Origin of the sequence: Methanosarcina sp. UBA289, from assembly GCA_002496565.1 — an archaeon.
GTDB lineage: Archaea > Halobacteriota > Methanosarcinia > Methanosarcinales > Methanosarcinaceae > Methanosarcina.
The window spans coordinates 637,579-655,728 of sequence record DAKJ01000018.1; the positions used below are offsets into that span (position 1 = coordinate 637,579).

The window sequence follows — 18,150 nt, forward strand, 5'->3', positions numbered from 1 at the left end:
TAAAAGAGTAAAAAAGAACGGAACCGACACGGATATTATCAAATGCTAGGTGCAGGAAACAATATGCAATACGATTTCTATAAAAGTCCCCTTTTCAGAGTTTATGCTGAGATCGAAGATGGACAGATGAAGATGAAAACCAGCGGGGCTGCGTCCATCCTTGTGAGAAAAACTCTTGAGAAAAACCTAACAATTTTTGAAGGCGAAAAGCCTGCAAAAGTCGAGGCTGACCAACTCATCTGTTCAACCTGGATGCCTCCTGTGCCAAGCTTGGGTTTTGACCGCCTGGTAAAAAGCCAGATTTATTCTATTCTAGGAAAAATGATTCCTGACCAGGTAACAATTTCCATTACTGAAGAGTGCCCGAATAACTGTATTCACTGCGCTTTGCCTGACACGAAAAATCGGGAAAAGCTTGACCCTGAAATCGTAAAATCTACAATTGACCAGGTGCTCGAAATGGGCACGACTTTCGTGATCTTTGACGGGGGCGAACCCCTGACCTATCCTGGCCTTGAAGACCTGATAAGATATGTAGACCCTGAAAAAGCCATTACAGGCATGTTCACCTCTGGGGTAGGACTGACCGAAGAAAGAGCCCGCCACCTGAAAGAAGCAGGCCTTCATTCCCTTACTGTTAGTTTTGACAGCGCGTATGAGGATAAACACGATCACGTAAGGGGCAGAAAAGGAGTTTTTAAAAGCGCCGTTGAAGCCGTCAAAAATGGAATTAAGGCAGGACTGCTTGTAAACATATATGTGGTGCTTTCCAGGGACAATGTGAACGAGCTTGAAGAACTGTATGCGCTTGCATCGGAGCTTGGAGTCCATGAACTCTCCTTCTACGAAATAGTTCCTACGGGCAGGTGGATGGATCACGCCTCTGAAATCATGACTCCAAAGGATCTGAGAAAATTTGAGAATTTCGTATCCGAAGCCAGGGAGAAAGAAGGTCCCAGAATTTTTCCTATCCCGCAGGTCATGAAAACTACAGGCTGCATGGCCGGCCGGAAGTGGCTCCATATTACCCCGGAAGGGAATATTCTTCCCTGTGCCTGTATCCCGATCCCCTATGGAAATGTTCATAGAGACAGGATAAAGGATGTGTGGAAAAAGATCAGGGAAGACCCTGCATATAATGCAAAGTGCTGCCTTATGAGAAATCCCGAGTTCAGGGAGAAATACCTGAAAATTTCAGAATAAACCAAGAACAAGTGAAGGTTTTAAGGTAATTTGGGGCAGTGTCCACGTACCAAAGACCTGTAATTGTATTAACTTCAAAAATAGGCCTGAACTTCATTGAAATGAAATTAACAAATCGATCGTATTCTGCTACTGTGAGAACCTTGGTTCCATCAAAGGTTACAAGTCCATTATTCATGAACAGCTCATACGAACCAAATATGTTAGGGTTCATATTTAAGGATGAATTTCATAAAAATTGACCGAAAAGTCAGTGATTTTTTGGTTAAAACCCGAACTTTGTATATCAAAAAGTTCGGATTTTAAGTATCTTGTAAAATCAAATTTTTAGTGATGATTATTGTGTTAATTATCTTGTTTTATTTAGAATTAGAGTGAAATCAAAGGTTTTTAAAGTTGTTATCACATCTAAGTATTAAAAGAATACGCTGATTTTTTAAGTAATCTCTTAAATATAAACTATAATGACAGAAAATACATTACTGCATTTTATAGGTATTTTAACATCTTTAGTAGGATTAAGTCTTTCATTTTATTTTGGTAGATCAACTAAGCGCATTCTTATAGAGGATATTTGCCATTTTAATGGCAAAAAACAAACAGATGAGTTTGATGTTCCTGTTAAATCCATTCTGAAGGTAAAATTGAGAGGTAAACGAAAACAAAAAGTTCGATTTACATTATTTAAAGTGAAAGTTACTCAATGGAGGGGAGGAGGGCAATATAGAGAGGTCACAACCATAAAAGAAAACATGAAGGGTAATAGTAAGTGTGAATTCGATTTAGAAGGTGATTTAAAGTATCATTTTGTTGTTCAGCCTGATCCTTATGTACCTATTACAGCTGAATTTAGTGTGATTGAATACAGATTCCATTCGGATCGAATTTTTCAGTTTGGCTTAGCTTTATTCACATCGGGACTTGTGATTTATTTTGCAAAATAGAAGGGTTTTTTAAAGGTCTATAGAGTTCAAAATCAGTTAAAAATTCATTATGTTCAGATAATTGCTTCTTTTTTCTGTTCTCCCTTTAATTCTATTTTTTACCATATTTATTAAGAATATTTTCTAATTCAGATTTAATATCTGTCATGAAAATCACCTGATAAAAAAGCGTTCAGTATAAAAACGCAAACTTTTTTTCCAGGCTGTTTCATATCCTACTTTTATTCATAAAAACAATAATTTGAATGTGAAGCTGTTACCGGAAATAATTGCACGAAATTTTTATGGAAAGTGTGATAATACTCAGAATTTATGGGTCGTAGAGTAACTTGGGAAGTAACAAAAAACCGCTTGAAAAAAGGCAGCAATTTTTCAAAACAAGATATGAACAGAAAGTACAGTTACTTGAAAAAGAACTTGAGAAAAGAGAACGTTTAATTCAAACATATCTCATTGTTTTTGGTTTGTATTTAGCTTATGATAAATCTCCCTCACTTCAAGTGACCGCTATGAGGCAGTTCTTAGGGTTCATATTTTTTGCTTTGATGTATTATACTGGCCTCACAAAATATACATATTATATGAAGAGTCGCCCAGAAAAACTTCTTTTCTATCTTATAAACGTATCATCGTTTTTTTGTTCACTGATTTTCAGTTGTACTTTGATTGATTACATTTATCAAATCGGTACTAATGGTCTTGGACTTCCATTGCCGAAGACATTTGTAGTTTTTGCACTAATTTGCATAACTTGGTTGCCATTGTATCTCTCAAGCGATCTTCAGATTCAATTCCCTGAAACTTTGCTGATAGAAGAATCGAGAATAATATATAATAATTATATTTCAAATGCCAAAAAGATTTTTAATTTTTTACTTTATTTGATATTAATTTTAATTTTTTCAACCATAGCCTATATAATTTTACTTGTAGCGTTAAACATAATAGGTGAGAGTTCAAATTTAAGTTTATTTAAGCTTATAATGTTATTATTTGCATTTTTTTTAAATTCAGTATTGTTGTCTAAAATTATATCAATCAGGTCTAATTGGCCCGGTCTAACATTTTCAATATCTGATAATGATCTTACGTTTTTTAAATATGATCACATTGTTTTTTGGAGAAAGATATTCAAAAAAGGTTTTCCGTACATCCTATTGTGCACTTTTTTAATTGTTTTCTTTATTAATACATCATCTACCATGATTTACACTGCTTATATGCAGTATCAATCTCAATTCTTTACTAATCAACAAAAAGCAATAATTTTTATTTTATATGCTATGATTGGCAGTGCACTTCATTTCGAAATATTGTTTTCTCTATCCCCACAGGTAGTTAATATTTTGCGAACCGAGCATTGGATAGATTAAACTTCAAATTCTATTTCCTCTAAAAACTGGATGGAATAAGGGGAGTTACCGTAACACTTCGTTCACTTAGAACTTCAATTCAGAAGCCTGAATAACGGAACTTATTAATTATTTTTTTAGCAAACGTTTTGAAAATTTTGTTCTGAGCATACAACCTATAAATCGTTATCCGTACACGTAATGAAATATTGGGTATGTTTTTCATAAGATTTTTGTATTTAATGATGGGTTAATCGAAGGAAATAAGCATATTCCTATATGATTTGAAACAATTGAGAAAACAAACACACAGGCAATTGTAGAAAAATCAGCCCGAAATTGGCAATTTTCATTATAATAATCAGAAGATAAAACCAAAATAACATTTTTTGTACTACAGCTTTTAGCAAAGTTCTGTCAGTTATGCATACTAGAGGTATTTTGTAATTTTTCAAAATCTGAAACTTTTAGAGCTGATCCCAAAACTCAAAATCGCGTATCTTAATCCTGTATTCCTAATAATAAATCAAGTTTCTGATCATGAAAACAACCCTGAAAATTTTTGATGATTAAGAACTAAATGGCTTTTGGGATAGGCTCTTAGAATATCCATAGGTTTCACCATGAAACCTATGAAAACTAGAAAGTAAATTTACAGAAGAATCAGTACATTACCGCATAGTGTATATTGAAAAATTATAGCAGGTCACCACTTTTCGGATAGGCTCTAAGTTACAATTCTGCTTATTCAATTTTCTAGTTTTATTGCTTTGATTTTTTGAAAAAATAAGAGCGGTAAGCTAACAAAGCTTAAGTTAACAGTAATACAGAGCAATAGAATATAGAACAGCCAATCAGACAAAAACAGAATGAGTAACAGTATAGAATGGGCTGAAATGAACCGAAAAATTGGGATGCAGGTTGAAATATACCTGCAACGGAAATTGAAGCCTTTCAGCTAAATTTTTGTTTGTGAGATGAATCAGACTAAACCCGACCTCTGAAGAGTCATCAGGTCTTCTGTTGTGAGTTTTGCTCCGCCCTTGAACTTTTCGAAGATGGACTTGGCATCTTTCTGAAGCTCGGACTTGACAACGCGGGATTTTCCTTCTTTGTCTTTCTTCTTGAGTTTGAAGATTTCTTTGTCAAGGTCCCGGATTTCTTTCTGGGCATTGATGAAAGCTTTGTGCTGTTCGTCAGCTGCTTCCTGGGCTTTTACAAATTCCCTGTGGGCAATGTCAGACTCTGCCCTGGTTCTGTCAGCCTCTTTGAAAGCGGTAATCATTTTCTCATGATATTCCTGAGCCTGTCTGGCATATTCGGCCAGCTCGTTGTGGAATTCTGAGGCTTCATCTCGGATTTTCTGGGCTTCGTCCAGAAGATCCTTCAGTTCGGAGTTACTCTCGAGCTGGACTTTTTTGACCTGATACTGTTTTTGAAGCTGAGTGATCTTCCCAACGAGTTCCCTTTCCTTGCTTGTGCTCAGAACCTCAGTCTGCTGGGCAAATTCAAGGCGATCAATATCTTTTCTCAGAGCTTTTATTGAAGGGCCACCCAGATTGCTCTGCTTCCTGATGGAATCGGCCTTTGCAAAGAGCTCGTTTGCCTTGGCATTGGTGTCATCGCGCTTATTCTTATATTCGCTGACCTTCTCATTAATTTCGTCCCTGAGAACTTTTAATTCCTGGGCTTCGTTGATAAGGTCTTTCGTCTTCTTGTTCAGGTCGTTACGCTTTGCAGCTAGGGCACTGGCCTCTGCGTTTAAAGCATTCCTTTTTTCCTTAGCTTCTTCAGAAATGTCCTTCAAATCTGATCTTTTTTTCTGCAGTTCCTTTAGCATCTCTTATTGAGCCTCCCGATCCAGCAAAAAAGCTGGCATTTTAGTAGTTCTATTGTTCGATGTCGACATGCTGTGCCTGATTACAACATTGATAAGAAAGAGATTCAAGAACAGGGATAACGGCTCTAAGGTCTTTTTTTGTTATGACCACGTCCGCATATTCCCTTAGGATGGGCTTGGGATTGAAAGCTATGGCAAAACCTGCTCTCTCAAAGACACAGGCATCGTTTGCGCCGTCCCCAACAACTACACATTGCTCTGGCCGAACCCCGTTGAGCTGGGTAAGTTCTTCGAACGCCTTTGCTTTGGAGTCGCTTTGTGTGATTGGGCCTACAACTTTGCCTGTAAGGCAGCCGTCTTCCACAAGCAGTTCGTTGGAAACAATGAAATCAATGCCAAGCGCTTTGCCTATTGTATCGGCAGAGATTGTAAATCCGCCAGAAATCATTGCAGTTTTATAGCCCCTACTTTTGACATAGAGGATAAGTTCTGCCGCTCCCGGCATCAAATCGATCTTGTTTACCGCATCAAGGGCAGTTTCGAAGGGAAGTCCCTTAAGAAGCTTGACCCTTTCAATAAGCGCTTGCTCAAAATCAAAGTCTCCATACATCGCTTTCTTCGTAATCTCCTCAACTTTGCTTACAACACCTGCAGCCCTGGCGAGCTCATCGATAGTCTCAGCGTCTATAAGGGTGCTATCCATATCAAAAACAATCATTTTGTTTCTAGTAAAATTATGTATAGGACAGTTCACTCAATCAAAACCTGGACCTGAATAACTATTAGATATAGCGGGATAATTTCCCGAAAAAGGGCATGCTGCTTGGTGTACCTTCTTCAGGGGTACCCCCCCGCAACTTAATATAATACATTTGCCCTGACATTAAAAGCCCACCAACGGATAAAGTTTTCAAATTATAATACGAGTTCTGTGAAACAAGACCACAAAACAACAGCATTGATGTCAACGTTTTTGAGTGAGATAAATCACATCCTTTTTAAGCTTTTCGGAGGGGGAGTGAAACATATTGAATAATAGTTATAGATATATCTAATATTTATAAAATAAAGGTGATAAGGAAAGAGACTCGCCAAAAGGATTATAAACCCATTAGGAATTCCATTATTGAATAAATTGGTTAACAAAGGATTTAGAGAAAAATGGTCAACATAGGTTTTATAAAAATGGGCAACCTGGGAATGAGCCAGGTTATTAATTTGATCCAGGATGAAATTGCAGCCAGAGAAGGAATTACAGTACGTGTATTTGGCACAGGTGCCAAGATGAGCCCTGCCGAGGCTGCAGATACTGAAAGTTTCAAGCAGTGGAATGCAGACTTCGTGATAATTATCAGCCCTAACGCAGCAGCTCCAGGTCCCACAGCAGCTCGTGAGCTATGGAAGGGCGTTCCATGCATTGTAGTCTCAGATGGCCCAACAAAGAAAGAAGCCAGAGAAGCTCTTGAGCAGGAAGGCTTCGGATATATGATCCTCCCAGTAGATCCCCTCATTGGAGCCAAGAGAGAGTTTCTTGACCCCGTAGAGATGGCATCATTTAACTCCGATGCAATGAAAGTGTTATCTATTTGTGGTGTTGTTAGACTTATCCAGGAAGAGTTGGACAAGGTAACTGACCAGGTTGCTTCCGGAAGATCAGGAAAGGAACTGGAGCTTCCACATATTTTTGCAAAACCTGAAAAATGTGTAGAGCACGCAGGCTTCGCAAACCCTTACGCAAAAGCAAAGGCTCTTGCCGCCCTTCATATGGCTGAAAAAGTAGCACAGGTTAACTTCCCTGCATGTTTCATGTTAAAGGAAATCGACCAGGTATGCCTGACAGCTGCAGCTGGACACGAAATAATGGGAGCTGCTGCACAGCTTGCAATACAGGCAAGAGAAATTGAGAAATCCAATGATACTGTATTCAGGCAGCCCCATGCAAAGAATGGTACTCTGCTGAAAAAGGTAAAATTATACCAGAAACCAGAGTAAACCTTGGAAAACCTTAAGGTTTAAAACCGGAAGGTTAATTGGAGGAACAAAGAATATCCCTAGAAAATAAGCGGGAACAGATCCTCCAATAATCACTTTTTTAATTTATCATTATGAATATCAGGTCATTTTTTGTTTATTTTTTTGCATCTTCAACTTCTTCCAGTACAGATGTATATTCCTGAAAAACAGAGTGGAGATCTATAGTAGCTAGTATATCCACGACCCCAAGAGCTGCAATAGCTTTCCCGTCTTTTGAGTGAATGGGAGCAACAACCACAGGTTTTCCACTGTACACACCTTCCGTAGGGACCTCGTGGATGACTTTGTTTGTTTTTAAGACTTCTTCGAGCACAGGCCCTGTGTAGTCTCTGTCAACGATTTGACCCTTTTCCAAGCGAAGTCCCTTCCGCTTGAGACTGCGAATGGTTGTAGGAAGTCCAATGACCGAGTGTACTGCGACTGCTAGTGCCTCAAGATCTTCGGGCCCTGAATCTTCTGAGATAGTTAGGGAAGTAATTTTTTCACCCCCGTAAATTACTTGAGACCGGGCAGGACACAAAGCAAGGGCTTCTCAGAAATGAAAAGCTGGATCCCACTTTCCGGCCATATTTAGAATATCTTTTTCAAAGAATATATAATCACTCCTCATTTTCAAGGGCTTTTATAAACGCCTGTTTATGTAATTCCCCTGACTCGTGGATTCCCCCAAGGTCGCCGCGTGCCGCCCTACACGGATAATGCTGAATATACAGTCCGGCTCTGGGAGGTGCATCTTTTACCTGCATTCCAACAATTTCTTTTGCCATATGCCAGGTACTCCCACATGGAGCTCCTTTTATTACCTCCACGTTGGCAATTTTTCCATCTTTTGTCTTTATTCTCAAGATAGGAGACCCAAAGATATCCGTAAATGGTCTGTTGAAAGCATTGGGCTCAAGACTGCAGCATATCTCATCTACCTCGATATCCATACCTGAAACTTCGGATAGCTTTTTGAGTTCGGAAACCGAAGCCCTGGATGGTCCCCCTGGAACTATAAGAGAGCGCACACCAGCTTCTGCCGCAAGCTTCGCAATTGCAGATGTCAGATCAGGATGTAAAGAGTAAGTAATTATAATTTCTGCAGAAAAAACATGCTTATCGAAATTAAGAGCTTCCAGAAACTCATCAGGCTCTTCAATAAATACAGGTACGAACTCAGGCAAATCAGCAGTTACGATCGAAAAATTGCTGTGTTCCCTGACAGTCTCAATCAGACGGTGCCCGTATTTGCCCCGCGTAATAACTCCTATTACAGTCATTACTCTAAGCTATTTTTAATATTGCATAAATAGATGCTTATTTTATCTGAAATCTGCCCTGACTCGCCAGCTATACAGGGAATTGGGATTTTACCATGAATCCAGAAAGCCTGTAGAGTATAAATACAGATAAAACATTTCACTAAAAATCTCTAAAAAAAGACGATATTTATGAGAGGAAAACTAATCACACTTGAGGGCATTGACGGCTCAGGCAAAAGCACGGTTGCAGAAAAGCTTCAGAAGAATCCTGAAATTAAGGCCTTTAATCCTGTTTTTACCCGGGAACCGACAAGGGGCACTCTGACTGGAAATGCCGTGGAAAAAGCAATTCAGTCGGATACCGACCAGCTTGCTGAGCTCTTCCTTTTTACAGCGGACCATGCGGAACATCTGTCAAAGATTATAAAGCCTGCGCTTAAAAGTGGAAGACTAGTGATTTCTGATCGCTATTCCGACAGTCGATATGCTTACCAGGGAGTGACCCTGAAAACTCGCTTGGAAAATCCTCTTGAGTGGGTAAAGGACCTGCACCGAGGATGGACCATTGTTCCGGACCTGACCTTTCTTTTTGATATCAGGCCAGAAGTTTCAGTTGAACGTTGTGGGAAGCGAGGAGAACAAAGCAAATTCGAAAAATTAGAGTTTTTACGGAAAGTCAGGGAGATTTTCCTCAGGCTTGCGGCAGAAGATCCAGAACGTTTTATTGTAATCAATGCCTCCCGCTCCTCTGAATACGTAGAAAAAGAAGTCACCGAAAAAATTCTGGAGTTCCTGAACAGGAACTGACCAGATATAAAGATTTAACCGGAAAATTAAACCAATATCCGTTAGAGGCCGTTGTCATCAGCAAATTTTATCAGGGCTTCACCTAACATCCTGACATGAGTGGGGTTAAGGTTGAACCTGGCCTTCTTTACGCCTCCACGCTCCTTTGCAAGCTCGACGTATTCCTTCTCAAAACGCTCACTGTGTGCAAGGGAGATCGTCATGTACCAGCCTCCTCCCATCTTAATCTCCACATATCCGTCTCCACTTATCTCCTCAGCGTTTTCTTCAATACTCTCTTCAGATGTATTCTTCTTAACCATATTGTAAACCTCATAATCTCCTGGTTTAAAGTGAAATTTGCAGATTTAATACTAAATACTCGATTATATACAAGACATATCGGAGCTGAGATAAAAGGATTCCCAAGTGAGAGTTATTTTTTGTTATCGGATTTAATCCCTAAACTCAGAACGGCCGGAGGAACCAATCCCGAATGAACAGCAGTTGCGACCAGGGCTCCTTTTATCCCAAGCTTATCAAGAGTAAAAAGATCTTCCATATCCTTGACGCCTCCGGCAAGTAGCACACTATGCCTGGAACACTCAACCAGTTTTTGAAGGAATTCAGGATCAAAGCCTGAAGCCGTTCCAACCCTGTCAAGGTCAAGGAAAATAAGGTCTTTTAAGGGCAAATCATTTAACAGCTTTACTATTTCAAAAGGGGATTCAGGAAGCTCAGGATCGTTTTTCAGAACTTTGCCGTGCTTTATATCAATGCTGACACTGATCCTTCCGGAATTTCGATAGGCGGCATCCTTTATTGCCGAAAGCGTTCCTGTCTCTGTACCGATCACGGCAGTTCCTGCAATGGAAAGAGCCTTGTCCACGTCTTGTGGAGACGAAATCCCGAAATCAAGCATTGTGTCTGCCTTTAAGCTTACTTCTCGAATTACTCCAGCATTCGTTTCGCGAGGGCCTTTGCCCTGAAGCACGTTAAGGTCGGCAATATAAACTTCTCTGGGACGCAGGAGTTCTACTATGTCTACAGGATCCGAGCTGCTGCATACAGTACTTGAATCTGAAACAGGGCGGTATTTTTCCCTGTCCCCGCCCTTGGCAAGAACTACGCTACGGTTAAATATATCCATCACAAAAATTACTCGGAACATACTTATTCAATAGCTACATCATCCTATAAAAAAATATAAAATAAAACATATTGTATAAAAGAAATAATATTCATTGAAAGATTTTAATTCGATGTTTAGTTAGAGGATTTTTATGAAACTGCTTATAAGTCCAATCAATAGAGAGGAAGCAATAATCGCTTCCAGAGGCGGCGCGGACATTGTAGATGTCAAAAACCCGAAAGAAGGCTCCCTTGGTGCTAATTTCCCATGGGTAATAAGGGATGTAAAAGAAGCTGTGGAAGGCAGACAGCCTATAAGCGCAACCATAGGAGATTTTAATTACAAGCCAGGAACTGCTTCCCTTGCCGCATTTGGAGCAGCCGTTGCAGGAGCAGACTATATTAAAGTTGGCCTTTACGATATCCAGACTGAAGATCAAGCTTTAGAGCTTATTACAAAGATAACACAGGCTGTAAAGGACTACGACTCTACAAAAAAAGTTGTTGCCTCGGGATATTCGGACTACAAGCGCATCAATTCGATCTCTCCATTACTGCTTCCCTCAATCGCCGCAAAAGCTGGGGCAGATGTGGTGATGGTCGATACGGCAATTAAGGATGGGAAATCTACCTTCGAATTCATGGACGAGAAAGAACTTAAGAAGTTCACTGATCTTGCCCACGAGTCTGGACTTGAAAACGCAATTGCAGGTTCGTTGAAATTTGATGATCTTCCGGTGCTTGAAAGGATCGGACCAGATATTATTGGAGTCCGCGGCATGGTCTGCGGGGGGGACAGAACAACTGCGATCCGGCAGGAACTGGTAGAAAAACTCGTAGCTGAATGCCAGGCTTGAGAAATTCTTTTTGAGTGAATCTAAAAATTTGTGCCGGCCGGCTATTAGGCAGGCCGGCCGAAAGATAAATATAAACAGATAACTATTTTTAGTCTGATGTTTGTTTTTGGACATATTGGGATTACTCTGGGAATCTTTTATTGCCTAAGCCGCATATCTTCAAAAAAGAGCTTCTGGGTAAATGCTCCGTGGATTGCGCTCGGGGCGCTCCTTCCGGACTTTATTGATAAGCCTCTTGGAAGGATAATTCTTGCTGACACTATAGGAAGCGGGAGAATTTATGCTCATACTTTGCTTTTTGGCCTTCTGCTGGGCTTAGCAGGATACTATCTCTATAGCCAAGGGAAACCTGAACTCCTGATTATTGCAGGAGCATCTTTTTGCCACATTCTTGAAGATCAGATATGGAATAGCCCTACAGTATTTTTTTGGCCGCTCTTAGGCTGGGAATTTCCAAAGGATACGATTTCAGGAAACTTTATTGAGTATCTTATGATAATTTTTAGTAGATCATATGATCCCGGATTTACAGAAGTTTTTATCTCAGAAATCGTCGGACTGCTCATTATAATTGTCCTTCTTATTGTCAAATACATTAACGAAAATCATAAAGAAAAGAAAAAAGAGAATTCTCTGGTACAACAAAAAAGAAAAAATTCAAATTTTTAAAAACTGGAAGTTCCTTCCTCAGAAGCCTGACCTCCAGACGAAACTGAGGAGGGAATTTAAGGCATATGCTCATAAATTTCTATGTTAAGGGAATCATAGATCTTATACACAGGATAAGCGGTCTGAGCCTTGGAGGCGCTTCCCGTAGAAACTGATGTTTCATCCGATTCCCGTTCACTGGCAGTCAAAGCCTCAGAAAAAGTAGTTTTGATAACATAGAAAGGTTCGTTTTCCACCGCTGTTTCTACAGATATGCCGTTTTTCAAATCATTTTTGTATATATAAAGAGGTTTTTTGGGAACATCAGCAAGCCCAGTAGTCCAGTTCATATTGCTACTAAGGATCCCAGACGTTCTGCTTAAATCTGTATCTACATCAGATGTAAAATATAGATAAGGTTCTCTTACACCGGATAACCACTGAATACCGTCTACCTCATTTTCCGAAATTGATTCAGAAATTCCACCTGTATATGGCGAGCTGAAACAGGTGAAGAATCCTAGTGTCCATAGAAGACAAAGAACCAGCACTGCAGAGCCAAGGCCAAGAGTATACCCTTTTCTAAGAAAAATAATGTAAAGGGAATACCCCAGCAAAGGAATCTGGGCAAAAATAATGAAGCTCAAATTTGCAAACCTATCTGGAGAGTAAGGAATGAAGGGATTTAAAAGGAAAACAAGCTCCAGGCAGAAGGTTACGATATAAAGGCCCAGAAAGCGTGGGTATCTGCGAACGAAATGGTGACAAAACCTTTTACGGTTTTGCCATACAATTACGGAATTGATCAGGATAAAAACTAAAGGAATATAGTATTTGCCGTAATAAAGATTCAAAAGATGCACAAAATCGAGAAATCCATTTTCAGTCGATGGTATCGTAGAAAAGCCTGCAGCTACTAACGTTTTAGCGCGCAGGATGACATTCGAAATAGATGTATCAAAGAACTGAGAGATATATTTGGTACAAAGCAGGAAGCCTACTAAAGTAAGTGACAAGACAAACACGGGCATTTTCCTTCCTGCAGAGTGTGAAGCGTCAGAGAAGAGAAATTTGAGACTCAGGATATTACGGAGAAATCCAGGCTTCAGTACTTTGCTCGAACATAAGAGGAGCAGGGAGAAACAGGCAAGATATGCAAAAATGAAAGGATGAGCTAAAGGAATCAACGGCATCATAAAAAGAAGGCAAACAGCCATTGCCCTGTTTTTATCCGAAATTGCACTTCTCAGCACAAGAAGATATAGAGGTATCAGACAAAAACAAAGATAATAAGGAACTGATGAGGTCTGGAAATGACCAAAATATGGAATAAGCGAGGAGAGAAAAGTTGTTAAGACTAATTTTTCCCTGCTCATGAAAATGCGATAGAACAGGTACATTCCGATGATAAACAGTATTGAAAAAAATACTGGCAAAAAGTATGAAAGCGCCGATGTTTTCAGACCTGAAACCTGAGCTAGGGCTGAAACGAGCAGAGGACCCGTGGGAGAAAGGTCTGAGAAGCTCAAAAGGTTACAAAGTGAAACCTGTCTTGCAAGATCGAAGTACGAAAATCCCCCCCTGCATATTGAAACATAGCCAAGCATGTGAGGAGTTATTAGTACTGTAATGTGAACAAGAAGCAGTATAAAAACTGCACTCATTTTTCTGTATGCAAGGAGAAGAACGCAGGCTGAAAGGTAGCAAAGGAGCAGAGTAAGGTAAAAGTGAAAAGGAAGCTGCTCATAAATATTAACTGTATACCCTTCGGGCTGAATTCCCCTGAGAATAAAGAGACTGTAAACCAGTAGTAATAGAGAAATCGAAGTTATAAGGTTTAATATGTTATTAGTGATTTTAGACAATGTGTCCCCCATCCTTTTTGAAAGTTGCAGAGTCCAGTTTCAGCACCTAAATATGAATTATCCCTGAGAACGTGGTTTCACTCTTAAAGAGTTGTTACAGGCCGCGCACAGGCCCAAAAACTTTCGTTCGTTAGATTTTGTTTATTTGTTTCTCCTCTTTCGCATTATTCTTATATCCAATCGGCCAACAAATAATTAATAGTTGCGCCCGAAGTGCAGTTTGATATATTGTCTCGACCTAAATAATGTTTTTATGAATTAAAAATTTTCAACAATTAAAGGCTTTCGGGTACTATCTCGCTGTCCAGAGACTTTTAGCATTTCTGTTACAATAACTCACGGAACATAAATAATATTCCTCTTAAATACAAATCCTGCTGATATTAATACATACGGTCTGAACCTTACAGGGAAAATATTTATTAAATTCACTGTTGATTCCTGCTGGTGTTGGGATAATCCCGAATTAACCCTCCAGGAGAAAACAAGCATTTAAGATATGGATAAAAAGATGTTTCCTCTTAGAATAAAGGAAATGGAAGAGATTATGGAACACTAGCCATAAAACTATGTAACTCAGACTTAAACGTTTAGATTATCAAAAAATTTCAGCTTACCACATAAATCTATGAAACTTTCCTCCTACAGTACTATATTTCAGGGTAATCATATTCCTTGATAATCTCTCAGGCACACTTTTTTAACATTACTTAGTGTTTTCAGAATATGACGAATTCTACGTTCCACAGACTTTCCTTTTATGCACCAGTAAAATGGCCTGTTGTTTCCTATAGAAGGAAATTTGGTATAGGAAATGTCGAGAGGGTGGAAATAGAAGATGGTATGTCCTCTTTTCAAACTCTGGACAAGCCCATTCAATACTAAAGGGGTTCCTAAAAAGCGGAGTATTGGACCTCCAGACGTTGGAATTTTCAGTATATTCTGATAATAGGCCCAGGGAAATTCAACAAAATTTCTATCATCACCTGCTTCAAGGCCGCTCTTTAAGGGATAGTAAGGAAAAGAAGAAACTGTCTTAAGGGACGAGTCCGTTTTATTATAAAGAGAATTTACTGATACTGAAGAGTCATATTTGAAACCAATACGTTCAAGTGAATCAACCATCCATCCACCTATCAGGGCATTTGGTGCTCTGTAGCCTACTACTCTCTCCCCGCTAATTTTTTCAAGAATTCTTTTTGCAAGCAATGTTTTCTGCTCGAATTCCTCAATACTCATTAACCGCTCCTTTGTCTCAGGATCAATTTTGCAGGCGTGATGAAGGCCATGACATGCAAGTTCGTGTCCTCTTTCCGCAACTGATTCAACAAGTCCAGGATAATGGTCTATAATATCTGCAACTACAAAGAAAGTAGCAGTCACATTGAATTCATCGAGAATGTCCAGTACCCTGTTTGTAGGTTCAGTCAGGAAATCATACCTGCCTTCCCATTTTTCAAAGAATTCATTCACAGTCCTGTAAACAGCATAAGGAGAACCGCAAACTGAAGGAATATGATACCAATCTTCAAGATCCACTGTAACCGAGAAACTACCCCTCATAAGACCCCCCTTCACGACCAACTTCACTTACAACCACATAAGAAATTCCTGACCTGTACTGAAATTATATGATTGCAAATAATGAAAATTTGCACATGTTCAAAAATTTCTGATATAGTAGAGGACTACAGAGTATAAAAAATTTTTTAATGATTTGATTAAGATAAAATATTCCTAAAAAATGTTATCTATATAATGTTTGAAAGTAAATATTAAATTAAAAAATAAAGATAGATATAAATAGAGGATCGTTAGGCAAATTGCTCTATCATAGAATCTCTAAAGATTTCTTTAAATTAATAAGAAAGATCCATTACCTCTTAATAGATTACCCAATAAATTCAGAAGACTCGCATTTTCAGTGTTTCTGAGTCATGCCAGTGCTAACTGTATAAATCTGATAATTAGTTGTACTGGCTGGAAAAAAGGCTCTTTGAATAAGCCTTAACTTATTTATTCCTTAGTACTTTACAAAGTGTGGTTGTTTTTCTGTTATTCTCATCATTTAATTGAACGATTTAGGATTTATTATGACTTTAAAAAGAAGGTTCAATCGTCCGGACGCCCTTAGTTTTCAATAGAACTTAAATAAATGATAGAAACATTAAAACATAAACTTTTTGTACACTCCTGCAATCAATGAATATTGTTTTTTGTTTTCTAGAAAATTTAAGAAAAACTGGGAAATGTTTACTTAAGTTAACAGTAAAATTCACGAAATTAGAAAAACTAGGCTGTCCTAAACTAAATTTAGCATAATGGTATACCCTGCATATAGCTTTTTCGCGTCTGGAGATTTACAACAAAAAGTATAGGGATAGAAAGAAGGGAAAAGGTCTGAAACATAGATGGCAACACTGGAAAAAAAACGGATCTTACCTTGCAATTTTAATTTTTTTGATTATAGTTGGAACAAACGCTCTTTCCACTACAGCGCCCAATATGACTGTTTATGTTGCTGCCGATGGGAGAGGGAATTTCAATTGCGATGGAAGTGACGATCAGGTAGAGATAAATCAAGCTCTTAAATATGCTGCAGAAAATCCACAGTTTTCAACTGTTTATTTGAAAGGTCCAAATACATACATTATCTCGGACAGTATTTTAATTGGAAGCGAAACCATTTTGGAAGGAGATCCTACAGCCGTCATTAAACTTAAAGATCAAGCGGACTGGCCGAGAAATAAACCTCTGATTACTCAGATGGACAGTTCCGGAGTCGATAGAGTCACTATAAAGGGATTTGAAATTAACGGAAACCATGACAAGAATGAAGATAAAATGAAAGGGCAAGGATACTACAATATGATCAGTTTCCTTGACTCTCAAAATATAGATGTTCATGGTATGTATCTGCATGACGGACATGGTGATGGTTTAAGAGTCGAGAGAAGTTCGAATATTAAGTTTTACAATAATAAAGTGTACAAATTAGGACATGACGGTTTTTATTCTATTGATTGCCAGAATGTAGAAGCCTGGAAAAACAGAATAACTTGCAGAACTAACGGTGGGCTTCGAGTCTGGAATTCCAATTACGTAAAATTCTATGATAACGTAATAGACTCCTTTTACCACTGGAGTGCAGGTGGCTCCGCAATTCTGATTGAGAAAACGACAGGTGTCGTTAACGATGTAGAAGTATACAATAACACCATTCATCACACTTATGGCCCTGGAATCTGGCTGATAGGTTACGGAGCGTCTTATCCCAAGGAAGAGGCACAGAATGTCCACATTCACAATAATATCTTCTACAGCACTGGTACGAACCCCAGTATCGACTGGGTAGGAGGTATTGTAACAAGTGGATTTTATGATACCCTTATTGAGAATAATGTGTTTGATAATGTGTATCATGCAGCAATTATCCAGATGTATCCTTCTTCCACAAGCGCAGGTAATTCCGTTGATCTTTCACCTCAAGGTACAGGATTCACAACAATCGTCCGCAATAACATAATAGTAAATACCCAGAATCGCACAAAAGACCCTGATGGAACAGGATATGGAGTGATCAATTGCCTGCCTTCAACACATACCATTGTGATGGAAAATAACTGTCTCTACAATAACATAGCAGGAGACTACATGAATGCTAGGTCAACAAGCGACATCCATGTAGATCCTCAATTTGCAAACGAAAAAGAACATGATTATCACCTGAAATCAACCGGTGGAAGGTGGAACGGAAAAACGTGGGTAAAGGATCCTGTAAGTTCTCCCTGCATTGATGCCGGCCATCCGGACTCCGATTATTCAAAGGAGCCAGGGAACAATGGAGGTAGGATCAATATAGGCAGGTATGGAAATACAGAATGTGCTTCGATCTCAGGTAATATACCCGGGTATGTTGTATGGTGGAACCAAATATTTTCGCCAGAATGGAAAACTTTCAGGCTACTGCTGAGGATATTTTCCCTATTTTGCTTTAATGTCTTATATTAAAACTTTCCAGCTTATTTTTTAATAGAGCATTCAGCTACTTAGAAAAAAATATAAATGAACGATTCAGCGTCCATTTAATGAACTGTGTTTATCAAAGATTATTTTTTGCAATTTGCGTAGCTGTGACCATATGTCATCCGATCCTTTGGCATTTATTTATTAGCAGGAACACCTAAAATCGAAAGCATTTTTCATAAAATGATTTGTTTACAACGGAGTTGACGACTCTGAATTT

At 38.8% G+C, this 18,150-nt stretch carries 16 protein-coding genes; 8 read left to right on the top strand and 8 right to left on the bottom strand.

Annotated elements, in window-relative coordinates; genetic code table 11:
- Window positions 1-63: 63 nt before the first annotated feature.
- The 3 genes from BP549_RS10740 (at window position 64) to BP549_RS10750 (ending at window position 3,520) form a co-directional block, all read left to right on the top strand.
- Window positions 64-1,203: a radical SAM protein gene (locus BP549_RS10740; RefSeq protein ID WP_292380490.1), complete on the top strand. Its 1,140-nt coding sequence runs from the start codon at window positions 64-66 to the stop codon at window positions 1,201-1,203.
- A 464-nt stretch (window positions 1,204-1,667) separates the two neighbouring features.
- Window positions 1,668-2,147: a hypothetical protein gene (locus BP549_RS10745; protein ID WP_292380492.1), complete on the top strand. Its 480-nt coding sequence runs from the start codon at window positions 1,668-1,670 to the stop codon at window positions 2,145-2,147.
- A 329-nt stretch (window positions 2,148-2,476) separates the two neighbouring features.
- Window positions 2,477-3,520, top strand: coding sequence for a hypothetical protein (locus BP549_RS10750; protein WP_292380493.1), 1,044 nt, complete (start codon window positions 2,477-2,479; stop codon window positions 3,518-3,520).
- 961 nt (window positions 3,521-4,481) lie between these two features.
- On the opposite strand, the gene BP549_RS10755 is transcribed toward BP549_RS10750, so the two are convergent.
- Window positions 4,482-5,339, bottom strand: a complete 858-nt coding sequence (locus tag BP549_RS10755) for a coiled-coil protein (protein ID WP_292376593.1) — start codon at window positions 5,337-5,339, stop codon at window positions 4,482-4,484.
- A 49-nt stretch (window positions 5,340-5,388) separates the two neighbouring features.
- A complete protein-coding gene (serB, locus tag BP549_RS10760) occupies window positions 5,389-6,093 on the bottom strand; it encodes a phosphoserine phosphatase SerB (protein ID WP_292380495.1) in 705 nt (234 codons plus the stop codon).
- Between the two features lie 407 nt (window positions 6,094-6,500).
- Here serB and BP549_RS10765 point away from each other — a divergent pair, with 407 nt between their 5' ends.
- A complete protein-coding gene (locus BP549_RS10765; RefSeq protein ID WP_292376597.1) occupies window positions 6,501-7,331 on the top strand; it encodes a F420-dependent methylenetetrahydromethanopterin dehydrogenase in 831 nt (276 codons plus the stop codon).
- Between the two features lie 136 nt (window positions 7,332-7,467).
- On the opposite strand, the gene BP549_RS10770 is transcribed toward BP549_RS10765, so the two are convergent.
- Both BP549_RS10770 and BP549_RS10775 read right to left on the bottom strand, forming a co-directional pair.
- Window positions 7,468-7,893, bottom strand: a complete 426-nt coding sequence (locus tag BP549_RS10770; RefSeq protein WP_292376599.1) for a DUF2111 domain-containing protein — start codon at window positions 7,891-7,893, stop codon at window positions 7,468-7,470.
- 79 nt (window positions 7,894-7,972) lie between these two features.
- Entirely contained in the window at window positions 7,973-8,635 is a 663-nt protein-coding gene (locus BP549_RS10775; protein ID WP_292380496.1) for a DUF166 domain-containing protein, read from the bottom strand.
- Window positions 8,636-8,806: 171 nt separating this feature from the next.
- Between BP549_RS10775 and tmk the strand changes: the two genes are divergently transcribed.
- Complete coding sequence (tmk, locus tag BP549_RS10780) at window positions 8,807-9,424, top strand: dTMP kinase (RefSeq protein ID WP_292380498.1); 618 nt, start codon at window positions 8,807-8,809, stop codon at window positions 9,422-9,424.
- A 41-nt stretch (window positions 9,425-9,465) separates the two neighbouring features.
- Here the strand turns inward: tmk and BP549_RS10785 are convergent, their stop codons facing one another.
- Window positions 9,466-9,726 (bottom strand): hypothetical protein, encoded by a 261-nt coding sequence (locus BP549_RS10785; protein ID WP_292380500.1) that lies wholly within the window; start codon window positions 9,724-9,726, stop codon window positions 9,466-9,468.
- A gap of 113 nt (window positions 9,727-9,839) precedes the next feature.
- Window positions 9,840-10,574 (bottom strand): HisA/HisF-related TIM barrel protein, encoded by a 735-nt coding sequence (locus tag BP549_RS10790; protein WP_292380503.1) that lies wholly within the window; start codon window positions 10,572-10,574, stop codon window positions 9,840-9,842.
- 112 nt (window positions 10,575-10,686) lie between these two features.
- Here BP549_RS10790 and BP549_RS10795 point away from each other — a divergent pair, with 112 nt between their 5' ends.
- Window positions 10,687-11,391 (top strand): (5-formylfuran-3-yl)methyl phosphate synthase, encoded by a 705-nt coding sequence (locus tag BP549_RS10795; protein WP_292376608.1) that lies wholly within the window; start codon window positions 10,687-10,689, stop codon window positions 11,389-11,391.
- Window positions 11,392-11,487: 96 nt separating this feature from the next.
- On the top strand, window positions 11,488-12,060 hold the full coding sequence (locus BP549_RS10800) for a metal-dependent hydrolase (protein WP_292380506.1): 573 nt from the start codon (window positions 11,488-11,490) through the stop codon (window positions 12,058-12,060).
- 56 nt (window positions 12,061-12,116) lie between these two features.
- Here BP549_RS10800 and BP549_RS10805 read toward each other — a convergent pair whose 3' ends face one another.
- Both BP549_RS10805 and BP549_RS10810 read right to left on the bottom strand, forming a co-directional pair.
- The gene (locus tag BP549_RS10805) at window positions 12,117-13,904 is read right to left on the bottom strand and encodes a hypothetical protein (protein WP_292380509.1); all 1,788 of its coding nucleotides are present in this window, start codon (window positions 13,902-13,904) and stop codon (window positions 12,117-12,119) included.
- A 666-nt stretch (window positions 13,905-14,570) separates the two neighbouring features.
- The gene (locus BP549_RS10810; protein WP_292376614.1) at window positions 14,571-15,467 is read right to left on the bottom strand and encodes a polysaccharide deacetylase family protein; all 897 of its coding nucleotides are present in this window, start codon (window positions 15,465-15,467) and stop codon (window positions 14,571-14,573) included.
- A gap of 942 nt (window positions 15,468-16,409) precedes the next feature.
- Between BP549_RS10810 and BP549_RS10815 the strand changes: the two genes are divergently transcribed.
- Complete coding sequence (locus BP549_RS10815) at window positions 16,410-17,915, top strand: right-handed parallel beta-helix repeat-containing protein (protein ID WP_292380812.1); 1,506 nt, start codon at window positions 16,410-16,412, stop codon at window positions 17,913-17,915.
- Window positions 17,916-18,150 lie beyond the last annotated feature (235 nt).

Excerpts from the sequence above, each read along its gene's own strand:
- BP549_RS10775 (WP_292380496.1), bottom strand. The coding sequence starts at position 8,635 with ATGACTGTAATAGGAGTTATTACGCGGGGCAAATACGGGCACCGTCTG.
- BP549_RS10795 (WP_292376608.1), top strand. The coding sequence starts at position 10,687 with ATGAAACTGCTTATAAGTCCAATCAATAGAGAGGAAGCAATAATCGCT.
- BP549_RS10745 (WP_292380492.1), top strand. The coding sequence starts at position 1,668 with ATGACAGAAAATACATTACTGCATTTTATAGGTATTTTAACATCTTTA.
- BP549_RS10765 (WP_292376597.1), top strand. The coding sequence starts at position 6,501 with ATGGTCAACATAGGTTTTATAAAAATGGGCAACCTGGGAATGAGCCAG.
- BP549_RS10755 (WP_292376593.1), bottom strand. The coding sequence starts at position 5,339 with ATGCTAAAGGAACTGCAGAAAAAAAGATCAGATTTGAAGGACATTTCT.
- BP549_RS10790 (WP_292380503.1), bottom strand. The coding sequence starts at position 10,574 with ATGTTCCGAGTAATTTTTGTGATGGATATATTTAACCGTAGCGTAGTT.
- BP549_RS10800 (WP_292380506.1), top strand. The coding sequence starts at position 11,488 with ATGTTTGTTTTTGGACATATTGGGATTACTCTGGGAATCTTTTATTGC.
- BP549_RS10740 (WP_292380490.1), top strand. The coding sequence starts at position 64 with ATGCAATACGATTTCTATAAAAGTCCCCTTTTCAGAGTTTATGCTGAG.
- tmk (WP_292380498.1), top strand. The coding sequence starts at position 8,807 with ATGAGAGGAAAACTAATCACACTTGAGGGCATTGACGGCTCAGGCAAA.
- BP549_RS10810 (WP_292376614.1), bottom strand. The coding sequence starts at position 15,467 with ATGAGGGGTAGTTTCTCGGTTACAGTGGATCTTGAAGATTGGTATCAT.
- BP549_RS10815 (WP_292380812.1), top strand. The coding sequence starts at position 16,410 with ATGACTGTTTATGTTGCTGCCGATGGGAGAGGGAATTTCAATTGCGAT.
- BP549_RS10785 (WP_292380500.1), bottom strand. The coding sequence starts at position 9,726 with ATGGTTAAGAAGAATACATCTGAAGAGAGTATTGAAGAAAACGCTGAG.